The organism is Pseudomonas orientalis, from assembly GCF_022807995.1.
Classification (GTDB): Bacteria; Pseudomonadota; Gammaproteobacteria; order Pseudomonadales; family Pseudomonadaceae; genus Aquipseudomonas; species Aquipseudomonas orientalis_B.
Window position 1 is genome coordinate 4632464 of the sequence record NZ_CP094351.1, and the last position, 16580, is coordinate 4649043.

15 protein-coding genes are annotated in these 16580 nt (G+C 60.3%); 5 read left to right on the top strand and 10 right to left on the bottom strand.

What is annotated here, in order from left to right:
- Positions 1–42: 42 nt before the first annotated feature.
- Entirely contained in the window at positions 43–606 is a 564-nt protein-coding gene (locus MRY17_RS20645) for an NAD(P)H nitroreductase (protein ID WP_181284834.1), read from the bottom strand.
- 139 nt (positions 607–745) lie between these two features.
- On the opposite strand from MRY17_RS20645, the gene MRY17_RS20650 reads away from it, so the two are divergent.
- The 5 genes from MRY17_RS20650 (at position 746) to MRY17_RS20670 (ending at position 8825) form a co-directional block, all read left to right on the top strand.
- Complete coding sequence (locus MRY17_RS20650; RefSeq protein ID WP_243352774.1) at positions 746–2173, top strand: di-heme oxidoredictase family protein; 1428 nt, start codon at positions 746–748, stop codon at positions 2171–2173.
- A gap of 31 nt (positions 2174–2204) precedes the next feature.
- A complete protein-coding gene (locus tag MRY17_RS20655) occupies positions 2205–3269 on the top strand; it encodes an imelysin family protein (RefSeq protein ID WP_057723890.1) in 1065 nt (354 codons plus the stop codon).
- A gap of 2 nt (positions 3270–3271) precedes the next feature.
- Entirely contained in the window at positions 3272–4372 is a 1101-nt protein-coding gene (locus MRY17_RS20660; RefSeq protein WP_181284853.1) for a DUF1513 domain-containing protein, read from the top strand.
- A gap of 251 nt (positions 4373–4623) precedes the next feature.
- Positions 4624–5781 (top strand): efflux RND transporter periplasmic adaptor subunit, encoded by a 1158-nt coding sequence (locus tag MRY17_RS20665; protein ID WP_243353958.1) that lies wholly within the window; start codon positions 4624–4626, stop codon positions 5779–5781.
- The gene (locus MRY17_RS20670; protein ID WP_243352775.1) at positions 5778–8825 is read left to right on the top strand and encodes a multidrug efflux RND transporter permease subunit; all 3048 of its coding nucleotides are present in this window, start codon (positions 5778–5780) and stop codon (positions 8823–8825) included. Before MRY17_RS20665 ends, MRY17_RS20670 begins: the two co-directional genes overlap by 4 nt.
- 52 nt (positions 8826–8877) lie before the next feature.
- Here the strand turns inward: MRY17_RS20670 and MRY17_RS20675 are convergent, their stop codons facing one another.
- The 9 genes from MRY17_RS20675 to MRY17_RS20715 form a co-directional block, all read right to left on the bottom strand.
- Positions 8878–9105 carry a hypothetical protein gene (locus tag MRY17_RS20675; RefSeq protein WP_124424850.1) on the bottom strand — a complete coding sequence of 76 codons (228 nt, stop codon included), beginning with the start codon at positions 9103–9105 and terminating at the stop codon, positions 8878–8880.
- On the bottom strand, positions 9102–9821 hold the full coding sequence (locus MRY17_RS20680; protein ID WP_181284831.1) for a lipopolysaccharide kinase InaA family protein: 720 nt from the start codon (positions 9819–9821) through the stop codon (positions 9102–9104). Before MRY17_RS20680 ends, MRY17_RS20675 begins: the two co-directional genes overlap by 4 nt.
- Before the next feature lie 4 nt (positions 9822–9825).
- Positions 9826–10506: a class I SAM-dependent methyltransferase gene (locus MRY17_RS20685; protein WP_181284830.1), complete on the bottom strand. Its 681-nt coding sequence runs from the start codon at positions 10504–10506 to the stop codon at positions 9826–9828.
- Positions 10507–10694: 188 nt separating this feature from the next.
- Positions 10695–11975, bottom strand: a complete 1281-nt coding sequence (locus MRY17_RS20690; protein ID WP_181284829.1) for a sensor histidine kinase — start codon at positions 11973–11975, stop codon at positions 10695–10697.
- Positions 11965–12648: a two-component system response regulator ColR gene (colR, locus tag MRY17_RS20695; protein ID WP_003208587.1), complete on the bottom strand. Its 684-nt coding sequence runs from the start codon at positions 12646–12648 to the stop codon at positions 11965–11967. The genes MRY17_RS20690 and colR overlap by 11 nt, the downstream gene beginning before the upstream one ends.
- 386 nt (positions 12649–13034) lie before the next feature.
- A complete protein-coding gene (gene groL / locus MRY17_RS20700; protein WP_065887544.1) occupies positions 13035–14681 on the bottom strand; it encodes a chaperonin GroEL in 1647 nt (548 codons plus the stop codon).
- 53 nt (positions 14682–14734) lie between these two features.
- Positions 14735–15028: a co-chaperone GroES gene (locus tag MRY17_RS20705; RefSeq protein ID WP_057723898.1), complete on the bottom strand. Its 294-nt coding sequence runs from the start codon at positions 15026–15028 to the stop codon at positions 14735–14737.
- 248 nt (positions 15029–15276) lie between these two features.
- Complete coding sequence (locus MRY17_RS20710; RefSeq protein ID WP_181284828.1) at positions 15277–15753, bottom strand: FxsA family protein; 477 nt, start codon at positions 15751–15753, stop codon at positions 15277–15279.
- 66 nt (positions 15754–15819) lie between these two features.
- Positions 15820–16551, bottom strand: a complete 732-nt coding sequence (locus tag MRY17_RS20715) for a HugZ family protein (RefSeq protein WP_243352776.1) — start codon at positions 16549–16551, stop codon at positions 15820–15822.
- Between the last annotated feature and the right edge of the window lie 29 nt (positions 16552–16580).

A 16580-nucleotide genomic window follows, 5' to 3' on the forward strand; every position in this document is an offset into this window, starting at 1 on the left:
CATCGGGGGCAAGCCCCCTCCCACATTTTGACCGCGCACCGCTTAAAGACCGGTCCAGGCCTGGACGAACGCTGCAACATCTTCCTTCGGCGCCGTACGCGGCGGGTTCTGCGGCGTGCCCAGATACAGGAAGCCGATGACTTCTTCATCCGCAGTCAGCCCCAGCCCTTTGGCCACATGCGCCGAGTAGGACAACTCACCGGTGCGCCACACCGCGCCAATCCCTTGCGCATACGCCGCCAGCAGAATGCCGTGGGCCGCGCAGGCGGCTGCCAGTAACTGTTCGGATTTGGGCACCTTGAAATGCTCCTGCAGGCGGGCAATCACTACCACCACCAGCGGCGCCCGCAACGGACCGTTCTGGGCCTTGTCGATGGCGGCTTGCGGGGCGTCGGCATCCTGCAAACGCGCCGCTTCGGCCAGCAGCGTGCCCATGCGCTCACGGGCCGGGCCTTCCACGGTGAGGAAACGCCACGGGCGCAGTTGGCCGTGGTCGGGCGCGCGCATGGCGGCGGCGAACAGCACGTCGCGCTGCGCCTGGGTCGGTGCCGGTTCCAGCAAGCGCGGCACGGAAACACGGTTGAGCAAAGCGTCGAGAGCCTGCATTGGCCACCTCCAGAAAAAAATGTGCGGTCATTCTAGCGGAATGCATCGGGATGCCAGCAAACGATAATTGCTCTTATTCAAACTGCCCCGCCCTGTTAGACTTTGCGACCCTATTTTCCAACCGCTTCCAGGAATTTCGATGTTCCGTGCGCTTTTTTGCCTGTCGGCAACGTTGATGGCTTTAAGCCTGACCGCTTGCGACGACGCTCCCCGCTTCACCAAGGCCGAGCCTGGTGAGTCGCGGTCCGGTGGCGCCACGACGGTGAACAAGCGTGACCAGAACGCGTTTTCCCTGCCCTCGGCCAACCTGGCGCCTACCCGCCGCCTGGATTTCAGCGTCGGCAACAGTTTCTTTCGCAGCCCCTGGGTGATCGCGCCCTCCACCACCACGGCGCGTGATGGCCTGGGCCCGCTGTTCAATACCAATGCCTGCCAGAACTGTCATATCAAGGACGGCCGAGGCCACCCACCGCTGGTCGATGCGCCCAATGCGGTTTCGATGTTGGTGCGGCTGTCCATTCCGGATGCGCCTGCCTATGCCAGGCTCATCGAGCAAATCGGCGTGGTGCCCGAACCGGTCTACGGCGGCCAGCTTCAGGACATGGCCGTGCCGGGCGTGGCGCCGGAGGGCAAGGTGCGGGTCGATTACACGCCGGTCAACGTCAGTTTCAAGGACGGCACGGTGGTCGAGCTGCGCAAGCCCGAGTTGCAGATCACCCAGCTCGGCTATGGCCCGATGCACCCCGATACGCGGTTTTCGGCGCGCGTCGCGCCACCGATGATCGGCCTGGGGTTGCTTGAAGCCATCAGCGACGCCGATATCCTGCGCAATGCCGACCCGAAAACCGCCGATCCTGAAGCCATCGTCGGCCGGGCGAATCAGGTCTGGGATGACGCCAGGCAGAAAACCGTTTTAGGGCGATTTGGGTGGAAAGCCGGGCAACCCACGCTCAATCAACAAAATGTTCACGCGTTTTCGGGTGATATGGGCCTCACCACTTCATTGAGACCTTTCGATGACTGCACCGATGCCCAGGCAGCCTGCAAACAGGCCCCCAACGGCAACGGCCCCGAGGGCGAGCCGGAAGTCAGCGACAATATCCTGCGCCTGGTGCTGTTCTATACGCGTAACCTTGCCGTGCCGGTGCGCCGCGATGTCAACGCGCCGCAGGTGCTGGCCGGCAAAAACCTGTTCTACCAGGCCGGTTGCCAGGGCTGTCACAAGCCGACGTTCACCACGGCCGCCAATGCCGCCGAACCCGAACTGGCCAATCAGGAGATCCGCCCCTACAGCGACTTGCTGCTGCACGACATGGGCGAGGGCCTCGCCGACAACCGCACCGAATTCAAGGCCGGTGGCCGCGACTGGCGTACGCCGCCATTGTGGGGCATCGGCCTGACGCAAACCGTGAGTGGTCACACCCAGTTTCTGCATGACGGCCGCGCCCGCAACCTGCTTGAAGCCGTGCTCTGGCACGGCGGCGAGGCGCAAGCGGCGCAGCAGCATGTGTTGTCGTTCAACGCCGAGCAGCGTGCCGCGTTGCTGGCGTTCCTGAATTCTCTATAAGCTTTGCCCCAATTACAGAAGGGAGCTCGACATGTTCCGTCCCAAGTTGTTGTTCACCAGCCTGGCCGCCCTTGCCCTCGGCGCCTGCTCGCCCCAGGATCCGCAAGCGGTGACCTCGGCGGCCATCGCCAAGCAAGTCATCCTGCCGACCTACAGCCGCTGGGTCGAAGCCGACCGTCAGTTGGCCGTCAGCGCCCTCGCCTATTGCCAGGATAAAGAGAGCCTGGACACCGCCCGCGCCGACTTCCTCCATGCGCAAAAAGCCTGGGCCGAGTTGCAACCGCTGCTGATCGGCCCGCTGGCCGAGGGCAACCGCGCCTGGCAGATCCAGTTCTGGCCGGACAAGAAGAACCTGGTGGGTCGCCAGGTCGAGCAACTGGTCAGCGCCCAGCCGCAGATCGATGCGGCCGCCCTCGCCAAATCCAGCGTGGTGGTACAAGGCCTGTCGGCCTACGAATATATCCTCTACGACGCCAAGCCCGACGTCGCCGACCCGGCGCAGAAAGCCCGCTATTGCCCGCTGCTGATGGCCATCGGCGAACGCCAGAAGGCCCTGGCCGAAGAGATCCTGGCCAGTTGGAACAGCACCGACGGCATGCTCGCGCAGATGACCAAGTTCCCCAACCAGCGCTATGCCGACTCCCACGAAGCCATCGCTGACCTGCTGCGCGTGCAAGTGACCGCCCTGGATACCCTGAAGAAAAAACTCGGCACGCCGATGGGCCGCCAGACCAAGGGCATCCCGCAACCGTTCCAGGCCGATGCCTGGCGCAGCCAGTCGTCCCTGCAAAGCCTTGAAGCCAGCCTCGCGGCCGCCCAGACCGTCTGGGTGGGCGTTGACAACAAGGGCCTGCGCGGCCTGCTGCCGGCGGACCAGAAAGCCCTGGCCGACAAGATCGACGCCGCCTATGCCGCGTCACTCAAACTGTTCGCCAGCAACCAGCGCACCCTCAACGAACTGTTGAACGACGACGCCGGACGCCAGCAACTCAACGACATCTACGACAGCCTCAACGTGGTCCATCGCCTGCACGAAGGCGAACTGGCCAAGGCGCTGGGCATCCAGCTGGGCTTCAACGCCAACGACGGTGACTGATGATGCTCAGGCGACAGGCTTTGGCGATTGGCAGCATGCTGCTCAGCGCACTCACCTTGGGCGGCTGGACGCTGTTCAAGCACAAGGACAAGAGCCCGCTGCTGCTGTCGGCGCGCGACGATGCAGACGGCAGGCACTACGCCGTCGGTTATCGGCTGGACGGCCAGCAGGCGTTCGCCACCCAGGTCGGCCAGCGCTGCCACGACATCATCAACCATCCTGCGCTGCCGATTGCATTGTTCGTCGCCCGCCGGCCGGGCACCGAGAGTTACCTGATCGATTTGCGTGACGGCGCGCTGCTGCAAACCATCACCTCAAAAGCCAATCGTCACTTCTATGGTCACGCGGTGATCCACAAGAGCGGCGACTGGTTGTACGCCACCGAGAACGACACATCCGACCCCGGCCGCGGCCTGTTGGGTGTGTACAGGTTCGAAGGCGAGCGGCTGGTGCACAGTGGCGAGATCTCCACCCACGGCATCGGCCCGCACCAGGTGTCATGGATGCCCGATGGCGAAACCCTGGTGGTGGCCAACGGCGGCATCCGCACCGAAGCCGAAAGCCGCGTGGAGATGAACCTCAACGCCATGGAGCCGAGCCTGGTGCTGATGCAGCGCGACGGCACGCTGATCAGCAAGGAAACCCTGGGCCAGCAGATGAACAGCGTGCGCCACATGGGCATTGCCGGCGACGGCACCATCCTCACCGGCCAGCAGTTCATGGGGCCGTCCCAGGAGCGTTCCGAGTTGCTCGCAATCAAGCGACCGGGGCAGCCCTTCACGGCGTTCCCGGTGGCCGACGAGCAGTTGCAGGCGATGGGGCACTACACCGCCAGCGTCGCGGTACACAGCGAGCTGCGGCTGGTGGCACTGACGGCACCGCGCGGTAACCGGTTTTTCATCTGGGACATGGACAGCGGCGAGTTGCGCCTGGAAGCTGCGCTGCCCGATTGCGCCGGGGTCGGCGCGGTGGCGGACGGCTTTGTGGTGACCTCGGGCCAGGGGCGTTGCCGCTTCTACGATTGCCGTCTGAAGCTACCGGTCGCCACGCCACTGACTTTGCCCGCAGGCCTGTGGGACAACCACCTGCATATCATGACGTAAACGCTCAGCGCTCCTGAGCCGATGCCAGGAGCCTCGCACCCGCCACGATAACGCAAGGCACATCTCCTACGCAGTTAATGGAACCGTCTCTAATCCGGAGAACAGTGTTCCCGCAACAACTTGCGAAGTTTCGACTTATCCCCCTCCCCACTCTCATCAAAACTGCGGTGCTCAATGCGGCGCCGTCTGCGCCTGCGTGCTCGCGCTGCATTCAACCCTGCACAACGCCTTACAAGGACCCCCTTATGACAATGCCGGGCCGCCGGATGATTATCATGCTCAGCATCGTTGGGTCAGTCGTTCTGATGCTTGCCGGCTACAAGACCTACTGGATTTACCAGCAGTTGCAGCTTTTACATGGACCTAGGCCGCCGGTCACCGTCGCAGTGGCCAATGCCTTCGAAATGCCCTGGCAGCGGCGGATGCCGGCAGCGGGCACACTCAAGGCACTGCAAGGTATCGACCTGAGCACGGAGGTGCCCGGCATCGTCACACAGTTGCACTTTGACTCAGGGCAAGCGGTCGAGGCGGGCCAGCCCCTGCTGCAGCTGGAGCATCAGACCGAGCAGGCAGCGCTGGACATGGCAAAGGCCGATCAGCGCCTGGCCCGCCAGAACTTTGAGCGCGGCCAGCAACTGGTGGGGATCAGCGCCATTTCCAGAGGCGAATTCGATCGGCTCGAGGCTGAACTCAACCGTAGCACTGCCGACGTTGCGCAGCGCAGCGCAGCACTGGAAAAGAAACAGATCGTTGCTCCCTTCAGCGGCACCATCGGCATCCGCCAGGTCAATGTGGGTGATTACCTGCAAAGTACCCAGGTTATCGCCAGCCTGCAGGATACCCGGCACCTCTATGTGGACTTTTACGTGCCCGAGCAAGCCGTTCAACTGATCAGGATCGGGCAGTCGGTTCAGGTGGAAGTCTCGGCACGCTCCGGCCTCTTCAGCCTTGCCAAGGTAAGTGCCATCAACCCCATCGTCGACAACAGCACGCGAAATGTGTTGGTGCGCGCCACGCTGCCCAACCCGCACGACGATCTGCTACCCGGAATGTTCGCCAATTTACGCGTACTGCTGGAGGAACCGTCGGCCCAAACCGTGGTTCAGGAAAGTGCGATCACGTTCAGCCCTTATGGTCAGTACGTCTACGTGATAGCCGCCGACAACGACAGCGAGCCACAGGCGCCCGATGCCGACGACACACCGCAACTGATAGCCGAGCAGCGCTTGATCGAAACGGGCGAGCGTCGCGATGGCCTGGTTGTGGTGACAAAGGGTCTGAACAAGGGCGAACAGGTGGTCACCGCCGGCCAGCTCAAATTGAAACACGGCACCCCCGTGCGCATCAGTATCGACCGAAGCCAGCCGGATGAGCCGCTGCCAACGCCCCATCGGGAGGTCGCCCAATGACCTTCACCGACCTGTTTATTCGGCGCCCGGTACTGGCCGTGGTAGTCAGTCTGTTGATTGTGCTGCTCGGAGGCCAGGCCTACGACAAACTGCAACTGCGTCAGTTTCCGCAGATGGACAACGCGCTCATCACGGTCACTACGGTCGCGCCGGGCCTGAGTGCGCAAACCATCCAGAGTTACATCACACAACCCCTGCAACAGAGCCTGGCCAGCGCTCAAGGCATCGACTACATGACGTCTTCCAGTCGTCAGAATATTTCGTTCATTTCTATCTACAGTCGAGTCGGCGCCGACAGCGACCGCTTGTTCACAGAACTGCTGGCCAAGTCCAATGAGGTCAGAAACCAGTTGCCCACCGGGATTGAAGACCCGGTACTTAACAAAGTTGCAGTGGACAGCACCGCGCTGATGTACCTGAGTTTTTCCAGCAAGACCCTGAACAATGCCCAGATCACCGACTACCTGCAGCGGGTGGTCCAGCCTCGGCTGGTGACACTGCCGGGCATGGCGCAAGCGCAGATCATCGGCAGTCAGAGCCTTGCCATGCGCCTGTGGCTCGACCCGATAAAACTCGCGGGGTTCGGTTTGAGCGCCAGCGACATCACCCAGGCAATCAGACGCTACAACGTGCAGCCTGTCGCGGGGGACCTTACCGGCGAATATGTCGTCACCAGCGCGACGACCAACACCGAACTGCAATCGGCCGAGGGGTTCAGTGCGATCCCGGTGAAGACCGACGGCGACAACCAGGTACGCCTGGGAGACGTGGCACGCGTGGAGCTGGGTGCGCAAAACTACGACAGTTTCAGCACCTTCAACGGCATCCCGGCGGTGTACATCAGCATTCAAGCCACGCCCGATGCCAACCCGCTGGAACTGGGCAAGCGCGTGCGCGAACTGATGCCCCAGTTGCAGGCGCAGATACCTCCCGGCCTGCACTCGGACATCGCTTACGATTCGACCCTGTACATCAATGCCTCGATTGACCAGGTACTGTCCAGCCTGGTGGAAGCCGTACTGATCGTGGTGTTGGTGGTGTTTTTGTTCCTGGGTTCCATGCGTTCGGTGATCATTCCCGCCATCACCATTCCGCTGTCGCTGATCGGCACCTTGTTTCTCATGCAACTGATGGGCTATTCCATCAATGTGCTGACACTGCTGGCCATGGTCCTGGCTATCGGTCTGGTGGTCGATGACGCCATCGTGATGATGGAAAACATTCACCGCCACATCGAACAAGGTAAATCGCCGTTTGAGGCCGCGATAAAAGGGGCAAGGGAGGTATGCGTTCCGGTGGTGTCGATGACCATCACGCTGGCCGCCGTTTATGCCCCCATCGGTTTCATGCAAGGCCTGACCGGGGCGCTGTTCAAGGAGTTTGCCCTGACCCTGGCCGGCGCCGTGGTGATATCCGGGATTGTGGCGTTGACGCTGTCACCGATGATGTGTGCCATTTTGCTACGGCATGAAAAACAGCCACAGGGCCTGCCGTCGACGCTGGACCGCTTCTTCAATGCGTTGAAAACACGCTATCAGCGGCGCCTGCGCAAGATCATGCAAGCGCGGTCGGTGGTATTGGTTTTCGCCTCGCTCGTGCTCTGCCTGATACCTGCCATGCTCACCGTCACACTTTCGGAATTGGCGCCCGATGAGGACAAAGGCTTGATTTTCATCCTGTCCAGTGCGCCTCAGGCGAGCAACCTGGCCTATCTGAACCGCTACACCCAGGACTTTATCGAAGCGTTTGAAACCTTGCCCGAATACCAGGCATCGTTCCAGATCAATGGGCTCGACGGCGTGCACTCAGGCGTCGGCGGCTTCCTGCTCAAGCCTTGGGAGGAACGCAAGCGCACGCAGATGCAAGTCCTTGCACCCCTACGCGAAAAACTCGACAGCAACCCCGGCCTGCAAGTCTTCGCGTTCAACCTGCCTTCCTTGCCGGGTGCCGGTGAAGGGTTGCCCTTTGGCTTTGTCATCAGTTCCCAGCATGACCACGGTTCGATGATGGACGTGGCCGAGCGCATCAAACAGCGCGCGATCGATTCGGGGAAATTTGCCTATGTGGATATCGACCTGGCGTTCGACCGCCCTGAAGTCATGATCGAGATTGACCGGACCAAGGCCGCCCAGATGGGCGTGTCCATGGAGGACCTGGACCTGACCCTGAGTACCCTGCTGGCTGAGGCGCAAATCAATCGATTCAGTATTGACGGCCATCTCTACAAAGTCATTGCCCAAGTCGAGCGCAACTACCGAGACAACCCCGAGTGGCTGAGCCAGTACGCTGTAAAAAATGCGAAGGGCCAACTGCTGCCCTTGTCGACCTTGATCACCGTCAGCAGCCCTCAGGTTCGACCACAACGGTTGAATCAGTTTCAGCAACTCAATTCTGTCACGGTCTCGGCCTTCCCCATTGTCGGTATGAGCAACGCATTGCACACCCTGCAAACCATCGCCCAGGAAGAGGCGCCAGCGGACTACACCTTTGATTACCGCAACGCTACACGTCAGTTTGTGCAGGAGGGCAATGCGTTATGGGGCACATTCGGCCTGGCGCTGGCGTTCATCGGCCTGGTCCTCGTGGCACAGTTTGAAAGCCTGCGCGATGCCTTGGTGATATTGGTGACGGTACCGCTGTCGATATGCGGAGCATTGATCGCACTGTTCCTGGGGTGGTCCACCCTGAATATCTATACGCAAATCGGGCTGGTGACGCTGATCGGCCTGATCAGCAAGCACGGTATCCTGATCGTCGAGTTCGCCAATCAACTGCGCAAGGAAAAAGGCCTGTCCGCGCGCGACGCGGTCGAACACGCTGCTGCGATCCGTCTGCGGCCGATTCTGATGACCACGCTGGCCACGGTAATGGGTGTGGTCCCGCTGATTTTCTCCAGCGGCGCGGGCGCGGTCAGTCGGTTCGATATCGGTATGGTGATCGCCACCGGCATGTCGATCGGCACCCTGTTTACCCTGTTCGTCCTGCCCACGGTGTATACGGCGCTGACCAGAGCGGACAACACAGCCAGGGCGCTGACTCGATAGCCACAAAAAAAGGCCTCGCATTGCGAGGCCTTTTCCGGGGGCTTAAATGGTTTCAACTCTGCGGCCTCATCGCTTGAGACATCCCGAACATGAATAACAGCAAATCATGATCGGGTTTGGCCGCCACACTGACTTTGGCCACACGTGGCAGCAGGCATTGCCCACCGCCCTGCGTCGCACTGAGTACCTGTGTGCGAGGCTGTTCCCATGCAGCCAGGGCCAGGGCTGCAACCCCTAACGCCCCGACCAGGAACAAACCTCGTGCTATTTCTAGCTTCATCTGGTTAAACCCTTGATAGCGCTGCCAAACGCCGTCTCATAAAAATAGCTGAGTTTTTTCCAGTCGGTAGCGTTCCACGACGAATGGCGACGCAATTGCAGCATGTCATGGGAGGCGGCCCGATAAGCGGTCAAGCGCTGGCGACATTTTTCAAAGTCCAGCAGCGCCACTTCAACATTCACCGCATCGCCTTCGCCGGTGACCCGTACGAAGATGTGCTTGATATACAGGCAACCATGCTGCCAACGGCCTTTGTGCATGCGCGCCAGGGTGCCGGCCAGTTCCTCAAGCAAACGCTCGTGAACCGCCTCGCCGTACTGCTCACGGCCGCCGGCGGCGTACCAGTTTTCGATCTCATCGAAACCGTCCAGCGAAGCGGTGACCAGCAAGGCCTTCCATTGATGCTCCGGATCGCGTCGCGCCTCGCAGAACACCAATTCCGGCACCCTGACATCCAGCAAGCGCAAGCCCTTGAGGGCATCACGTTCACGCAACACGGTCGGACGTCCAAACGGATGCAACCAACTGCGGTAGATATGGCCCGTCTGACGCTTGCAATAGAGCAATCGCCCATTCGGACTGATCACCCGCTGTACACCACTTTCACCGCCACGCCGGCGATTGGGCTCTTCCACCCACTCACCCTGCTGGCGCCAGAAAAAATCAAATCGTTCTTCGGGAGCTATATGACTGCCGACTACGCACTCAACTGCCATCCTGTTACCTCTTACGCAATACATAGACTCGCCACATGGCGTAGAGCGGCATGAAGTCCAGGGATTCCTGAACTCGGAAACCGGCCTGCTCGAATTCTGCCTCGACAGTAGCAGCCGGTAACACAAACCGGTTTTGGTAACCTTCCTGCTCACCTTTCTTGCGACGTCGCACTTCGGCGCGCTTGCGCTTCCAGGCCTTGAAATTGCCATCCACCCACAGCGAGATAATCACGCTGTCACGGGTAACCCGCTGAAACTCCCGCAGTATTGTCATCCTGTGTGCCGGGTCACCGATGTGGTGCATCAGGCGCATGCAAAAAATACTGTCGACTGAGTTATCTGGCAAATCGATATCAAAGGCGGAGGTCTGCAAAGGGCGTACCCGTTTCACGATGTCCGCCGGTTGGGCCACCGTGGCGACCTTCAACATCGACGCCGAATTGTCGGCCCCGACGATCACGCGATTGGGTTTCTCGGCCAGCAATGGCCAAAAGCGCCCGGCACCACATGGCAGGTCCAACACCAGGCCCGGCTCACCGGCCATGGCCAGCGCACCGCGCGCCAGTTGCTCATCGCGCTTGTGGGACAACCGGCGAGCCAGATTGTCCTGATGCTTGAGCAAATATTGCTGCGCGTGTTGATCGTCGTACTTTTCTGAGAATTCCAACTTGATCGGGGAAGGCATCTTACGTCTCCGGTAACTGATGCCTACAACCCTAAGCAGCGAACTGTGATCAACAGGTCAACTCATTGTGAAAAAGTTGTCCTGTCCAATCTCATACATTTCAAGACTTTACAGAAACATTCAGTAGCATGGGGCCATCTTCGCCGAAAAGCGCGCGCCGTGCATCAGCAAATTGACAGACTGAACGGTCAGGTTTTGACTGGACCCAGTTCCACATGAAAACGGCAGCCATTGGGCTCCATGGTGCTCAGCGTCACGCTCCAGCCCTGGCTCTCGCAGATACGCTGCACCAGCGACAAGCCCAGCCCCAGACCCTCGCCGCGCTTCTCGCTGCCACGCACGAACGGCTCGAACATCGCCTCGCGCTTGTCTTCAGGAATGCCCACACCGGTGTCCTCCACCACAAAGCCGCTGGGCTCCAGGGTGAGGCGGATAAACCCTTGCTCGGTGTAATGCAGTGCATTGCGCAACAGATTGCCCATCACCGCGTGCAGGAACGTGGTGTTGTAGCGTGTATCCAGCGGGCTGCCTGGGCAGTAGATCAACTCAAGGCCTTTTTGCTCGATGGGCCCACGCCAGATGCCGAGCAGATCCTCGGCGACCTGGGTCAGGTTGACCTGGGCCGACATGGCGGCATCGTCATGCTGGGCGCGGGCCAGCATCAGGAAGGTCTGCACCAGCTCGCGCATTTCTTCACAGGCCCGGGCGATGCGCTGGACCTGGTTGCGACCGCGCTGGTCGATCGCCGGGTTCTCCAACAGCAGCTCGCAGGAACTGGCCAACACCATCAAGGGTGTACGCAATTCATGACTCACGTCACTGGTAAACAATTGCTCACGAGACAGCGCCTGGCGCAGGCGACCCAGCGTGGCATCGAATGCCACCGCCAACTCGCCCACTTCGTCGGCCGCGTAATCGGGCGCCAACGGTGGCGCAAGTCCCAGCAACTGGTCGCGATGGCGTACCTGGCGGGCCAGGCGCACCACCGGTGCCATCACCTTGCGCGCCAGCACCCAGCCGAGAAACACCGCCAACGCCAGGCTGAGCACGAAGCCCACCAGCACCACGGCAAACAGCACACGTTCGCGTTCTTCGAAATCGCTTTGGTCTTGCAGCAGCACATAACGCCGGCCGTCGATCACCTCGACCATGGCGTGGTAGGACAGCGACTCGCGAAATACCTCATGAAAGCCCGGGTCCAGATGCCGCAAATCCTTGGGCAGCTCGAAATCGCCGGGGCCGCCGCTGAAATAGAACAACTGGTCAGGCTCGGGCCGGTGTCGCCAGTCTTCCATGCTGTCCATCAGCAGCAGGCGTTGCAGGTCGCCGCCCAGGCCCGCCGAAATCAACTTCTCTTCTACCAGGTGCACCGTCGCGACGATGCCCATGGCGAAGGCGCCCGCCACCAACGCACTCATCAAGGCAAAGGCGATGATGATTCGCTGGGCAAGGCTTTGCTTAAACTCCATCACGGCCCTCGGCCAGGCGATAACCCACACCGTGCACCGTTTGCAGCAGCGGCTTGGCGAACGGTTTGTCGATCACCTGGCGCAATTGGTGAACGTGGCTGCGCAGGCTGTCGCTGTCCGGGCAATCATCGCCCCACAAGGCTTCTTCGAGGATTTCCCGACGCAACACGTGCGGGCTTTTCTGCATCAGCACCGCCAGCAACTTCAGGCCGACCGGGTTGAGTTTCAGCAGGCGCCCTTCCCGGGTCACCTCCAGCGTGTCCAGGTCATAATTGAGGTCGCCCACTTGCAGGGCACGACGCCCGCCACCCTGGGCACGGCGCAGCACCGCTTCGATGCGAGCGGCCAGCTCCGACAAGGCGAACGGCTTGAGCAGGTAGTCATCAGCGCCGGACTTGAAGCCCTGCAGCCGGTCGTCCAACTGGTCACGGGCGGTCAGCATGATCACCGGTGTGTCGCGGCGCGCATCTTCGCGCAGGCGTTTGCACAGGGTGTAGCCATCGATGCCAGGCAGCATGATGTCGAGCACGATCAAGTCGTAATGCTCGGTGGCGGCCAGGTGCAGACCCGACAGGCCGTCCTGCGCACAGTCCACTGTGTAGCCCTTGAGCCCCAGGTAATCGGCCAGGTTGGCCAGAATATCGCGGTTGTCTTCAACCAATAAAATTCGCATGGGCAGTGCTCCGTACGCGGTAACAGCCGTGTTGGCTCGCGCAGCTTAAGGCCAAGTGCCGTTCAGGGATAGACCTGCAAAGGTCATCGATATAGGTTTTCAACTGATATGTATGTTGAACGAAATTTTCACTATAACTTCATAAACTCCCCACAGGCGTGCAGGGAAAATCATCGCCCATTGGAATGAGATCAAATGTGGGAGGGGGCTTGCCCCCGATGAAGGTGGGTCAGGTGATAAATGTTTAACTGACCCACCGCCATCGGGGGCAAGCCCCCTCCCACATTTTTGAACCAGTACATCCGCATCATCGGTCAGGCCGAACAACAAAAAACCCCGCCTGCATCACTGCAGGCGGGGCTTTTCAGTAGCCGGGTAAGGCTGGCTTACATCATGCCGCCCATGCCACCCATGCCGCCCATGTCTGGCATACCGCCGCCGCCTGCGCCTTCAGCCTTCGGCTTGTCAGCGATAGCAGCTTCGGTGGTCAGGATCAGGCCACCGATGGAAGCGGCTGCCTGCAGCGCCGAACGAGTCACCTTGGTTGGATCCAGGATGCCCATTTCGATCATGTCGCCGTAGACGCCAGTCGCAGCGTTGTAACCGTAGTTACCTTTGCCGTTCTTGACTTCGTTGACCACAACGCTTGGCTCGTCGCCGGAGTTGGCCGCGATCTGGCGCAGCGGTGCTTCAACAGCGCGACGCAGAACAGCAATACCGACGTTCTGGTCAGCGTTGTCGCCGGTCAGATTGGTCAGGGCTTCCAGAGCACGGATCAGCGCAACGCCACCGCCAGGTACCACGCCTTCTTCGACGGCTGCGCGGGTAGCGTGCAGGGCGTCTTCAACGCGGGCCTTCTTCTCTTTCATTTCAACTTCGGAACCGGCGCCAACCTTGATCACTGCAACGCCGCCGGACAGCTTGGCCAGACGCTCTTGCAGTTTTTCACGGTCGTAGTCCGAGGAGGTTTCAGCAACCTGGGCACGGATCTGGGCGATACGCGATTCGATGTCGCCTTCAACGCCAGCACCGTCAACGATGATGGTGTTTTCCTTGGAGATGGTCACGCGCTTGGCGCTACCCAGGTTTTCCAGGGTGGCGCTTTCCAGGCTCAGGCCGATCTCTTCGGAGATGACGGTACCGCCGGTCAATACGGCGATGTCCTGCAGCATGGCCTTGCGACGGTCGCCGAAGCCTGGCGCCTTGACGGCTGCGACTTTGACGATGCCACGCATGTTGTTCACAACCAGGGTCGCCAGGGCTTCGCCTTCAACGTCTTCGGAAACGATCAGCAGTGGGCGGCCGGCTTTGGCAACGGCTTCCAGTACTGGCAGCATTTCGCGGATGTTGGAGATCTTTTTGTCGACCAGCAGGATCAGCGGGCTGTCCAGCTCGGCAACCATGGTGTCCGGCTTGTTGACGAAGTACGGGGACAGGTAGCCACGGTCGAACTGCATGCCCTCTACAACCGACAGTTCGTTTTCCAGGCCCGAGCCTTCTTCAACGGTGATCACGCCTTCTTTACCAACTTTTTCCATGGCTTCGGCAATGATGTCGCCGATGGAGCTGTCGGAGTTGGCGGAGATGGTGCCTACCTGAGCGATAGCCTTGGTGTCAGCGCATGGCTTGGACAGGTTTTTCAGCTCGGCAACGATGGCGATGGTCGCCTTGTCGATACCGCGCTTGAGGTCCATCGGGTTCATGCCGGCAGCAACGGCCTTGTAGCCTTCGTTGACGATGGCCTGAGCCAGAACGGTGGCGGTGGTGGTGCCGTCGCCGGCGTCATCGTTGGCACGGGAGGCAACGTCTTTGACCAGCTGCGCGCCCATGTTTTCGAAACGGTCTTCCAGTTCGATTTCTTTTGCTACGGAAACGCCGTCCTTGGTGATGGTCGGAGCGCCGAAGCTCTTCTCGATGATCACGTTACGGCCTTTCGGGCCCAGGGTCGCTTTTACTGCGTCAGCCAGGACGTTGACACCGGTGAGCATTTTTTTGCGGGCGGAGTCGCCGAATTTAACTTCTTTAGCAGCCATGATCGATATTCCTTAAATACTTTGGAGTAAACGGGAAAATGAGCGGGGGGAAATCAGTCTTCCAGAACGGCAAGAATCTCGTTCTCGCTCATTACCAGCAGGTCTTCGCCGTCGACTTTCACAGTGTTGCTGCCGGAGTAAGGGCCGAAAACAACCTTGTCACCCACTTTCACGGCCAGCGCACGTACTTCACCGTTTTCCAGAGCCTTGCCTGGACCCGCAGCAAGAATCACACCGTGGTTGGCTTTTTCAGCAGCCGAACCTGGCAGAACGATCCCGCCGGCGGTTTTCTTTTCTTCTTCACTGCGACGGATGACGACGCGGTCATGCAGAGGACGAAGCTTCATTGTCGATCTCTCCTAATTGTGTTTTTCATCGGCCGGTATCAATTCCGGCGGGTTAAATTCCGGCGGTGCCGGTCGCGGCTCGCTGGGCGAGACGCGGAAGTCTGTCTAGTGTCACCACCAGAAACCTTGCGGTGACCGTTACATAAGGGCGCCCAGGCTTATTACAAGGGGCAGCGAGTGAATTTTTTTGTGTTTTGATCAAGGGTGAATGCAACACGGCACCCGAAGGTGCCGTGCCGGTGAAGCCGTTATTTGCTGTCGCGGTGTTCGAATTCGCCTTCGATCACATCACCTTCTCGCCCGAGGGGTTGGCGTGGGGCCGGGCCGCCTCGGGATTGCAGGTCGTCGGCGAACGCGCGCTGGCGCATGGCCGCCTCTTCGGCACGCTGGCGCATCTTGCCTGCCAGCAGTTTGCGCGTGACCGGCAGCAGCATCACCAGACCGACCACGTCGCTGATAAAGCCCGGCAGGATCAACAGGCCACCAGCCAGAGCCATCATCAGGCCTTCGAGCATGGTCTGGGCGGGCAGTTCGCCGCGGTTCAGGCTTTCACGGGCGCGCAGCGCCGTCGCCAGGCCGGCGACGCGCAGCACCAGAACGCCGAGCATCGAGCCGAGAATGATCAGTAACAGTGCCGGGAAAAATCCGATCGCACCGCTGACTTGAACGAATACGAACAGCTCCAGCACCGGGAACAATAGAAAAAGCAACAAAAAAGGGCGCATCAAATGGATCCTCAACGCAAGAATGCCTTGCTAGTTCACCTTAGATGACGTCGCCTTTTCGTTAATTCAAGCGTTAATGTCTGATTTTTTCGGCCAGACTTGCGCGTGAGCCAATGAAACCAGGGCTTCGCGTACTTGTGTCGGCGTGTTGCAAGACTCGGCAAAGGGCAGCCAGTGCAAAGACTGGCCGATACGCAGGTGCATGCCTTCACTGTCGATGCCGGCCAGTTGCGCAGGCTCGGTGGTCGGTAAACCGGCGAGGTCGACGTAATGGGCGATGGCCTTGGCGTGATCGCTGTTCATGTGTTCGATCATGCTGCGTTCAGCCTTGCCCGCGAATGGATTGGCCAGGGCCAGTTGATCGACCCAGTGAATCGCGCCAAACCCACCGATATAACGATGGCGCACCGGCTTGAGCACCCAGAAATCGAAATCGTGGGCCTTGTGGTAGTTGGCGGAGTCGGGGAAGTAGCGGTAGTAGCGCTCGGCGGCGGCTTCAATGGTGGCGGCGTCTTCCAGCTTCTCGGCTTCAGCCAGGTAGGTCAGGCGCCCGACGGCCTGCACATCCTGCGCTTCGCGCTCGCTCACCAGCAACGAACACTTAGGGTCTTTGTGCAAGTTGTGCGTGTGCTGGGCGATGCGACTGATCAGGATCAGCGGCCTGCCCTGCTCGTCGAGGCAGTACGGCACGACCGAACCAAAGGGAAAACCGGGCATGGCTTTGGACAGTGTGGCCAAGGCCCCACGGTATTCCTTGAGCAACAGCTCTCGGGCGTTCCTGGCAACGTGCGCGCTCAATGTATGACTCCTGGGTTGTTCCGCCGCCC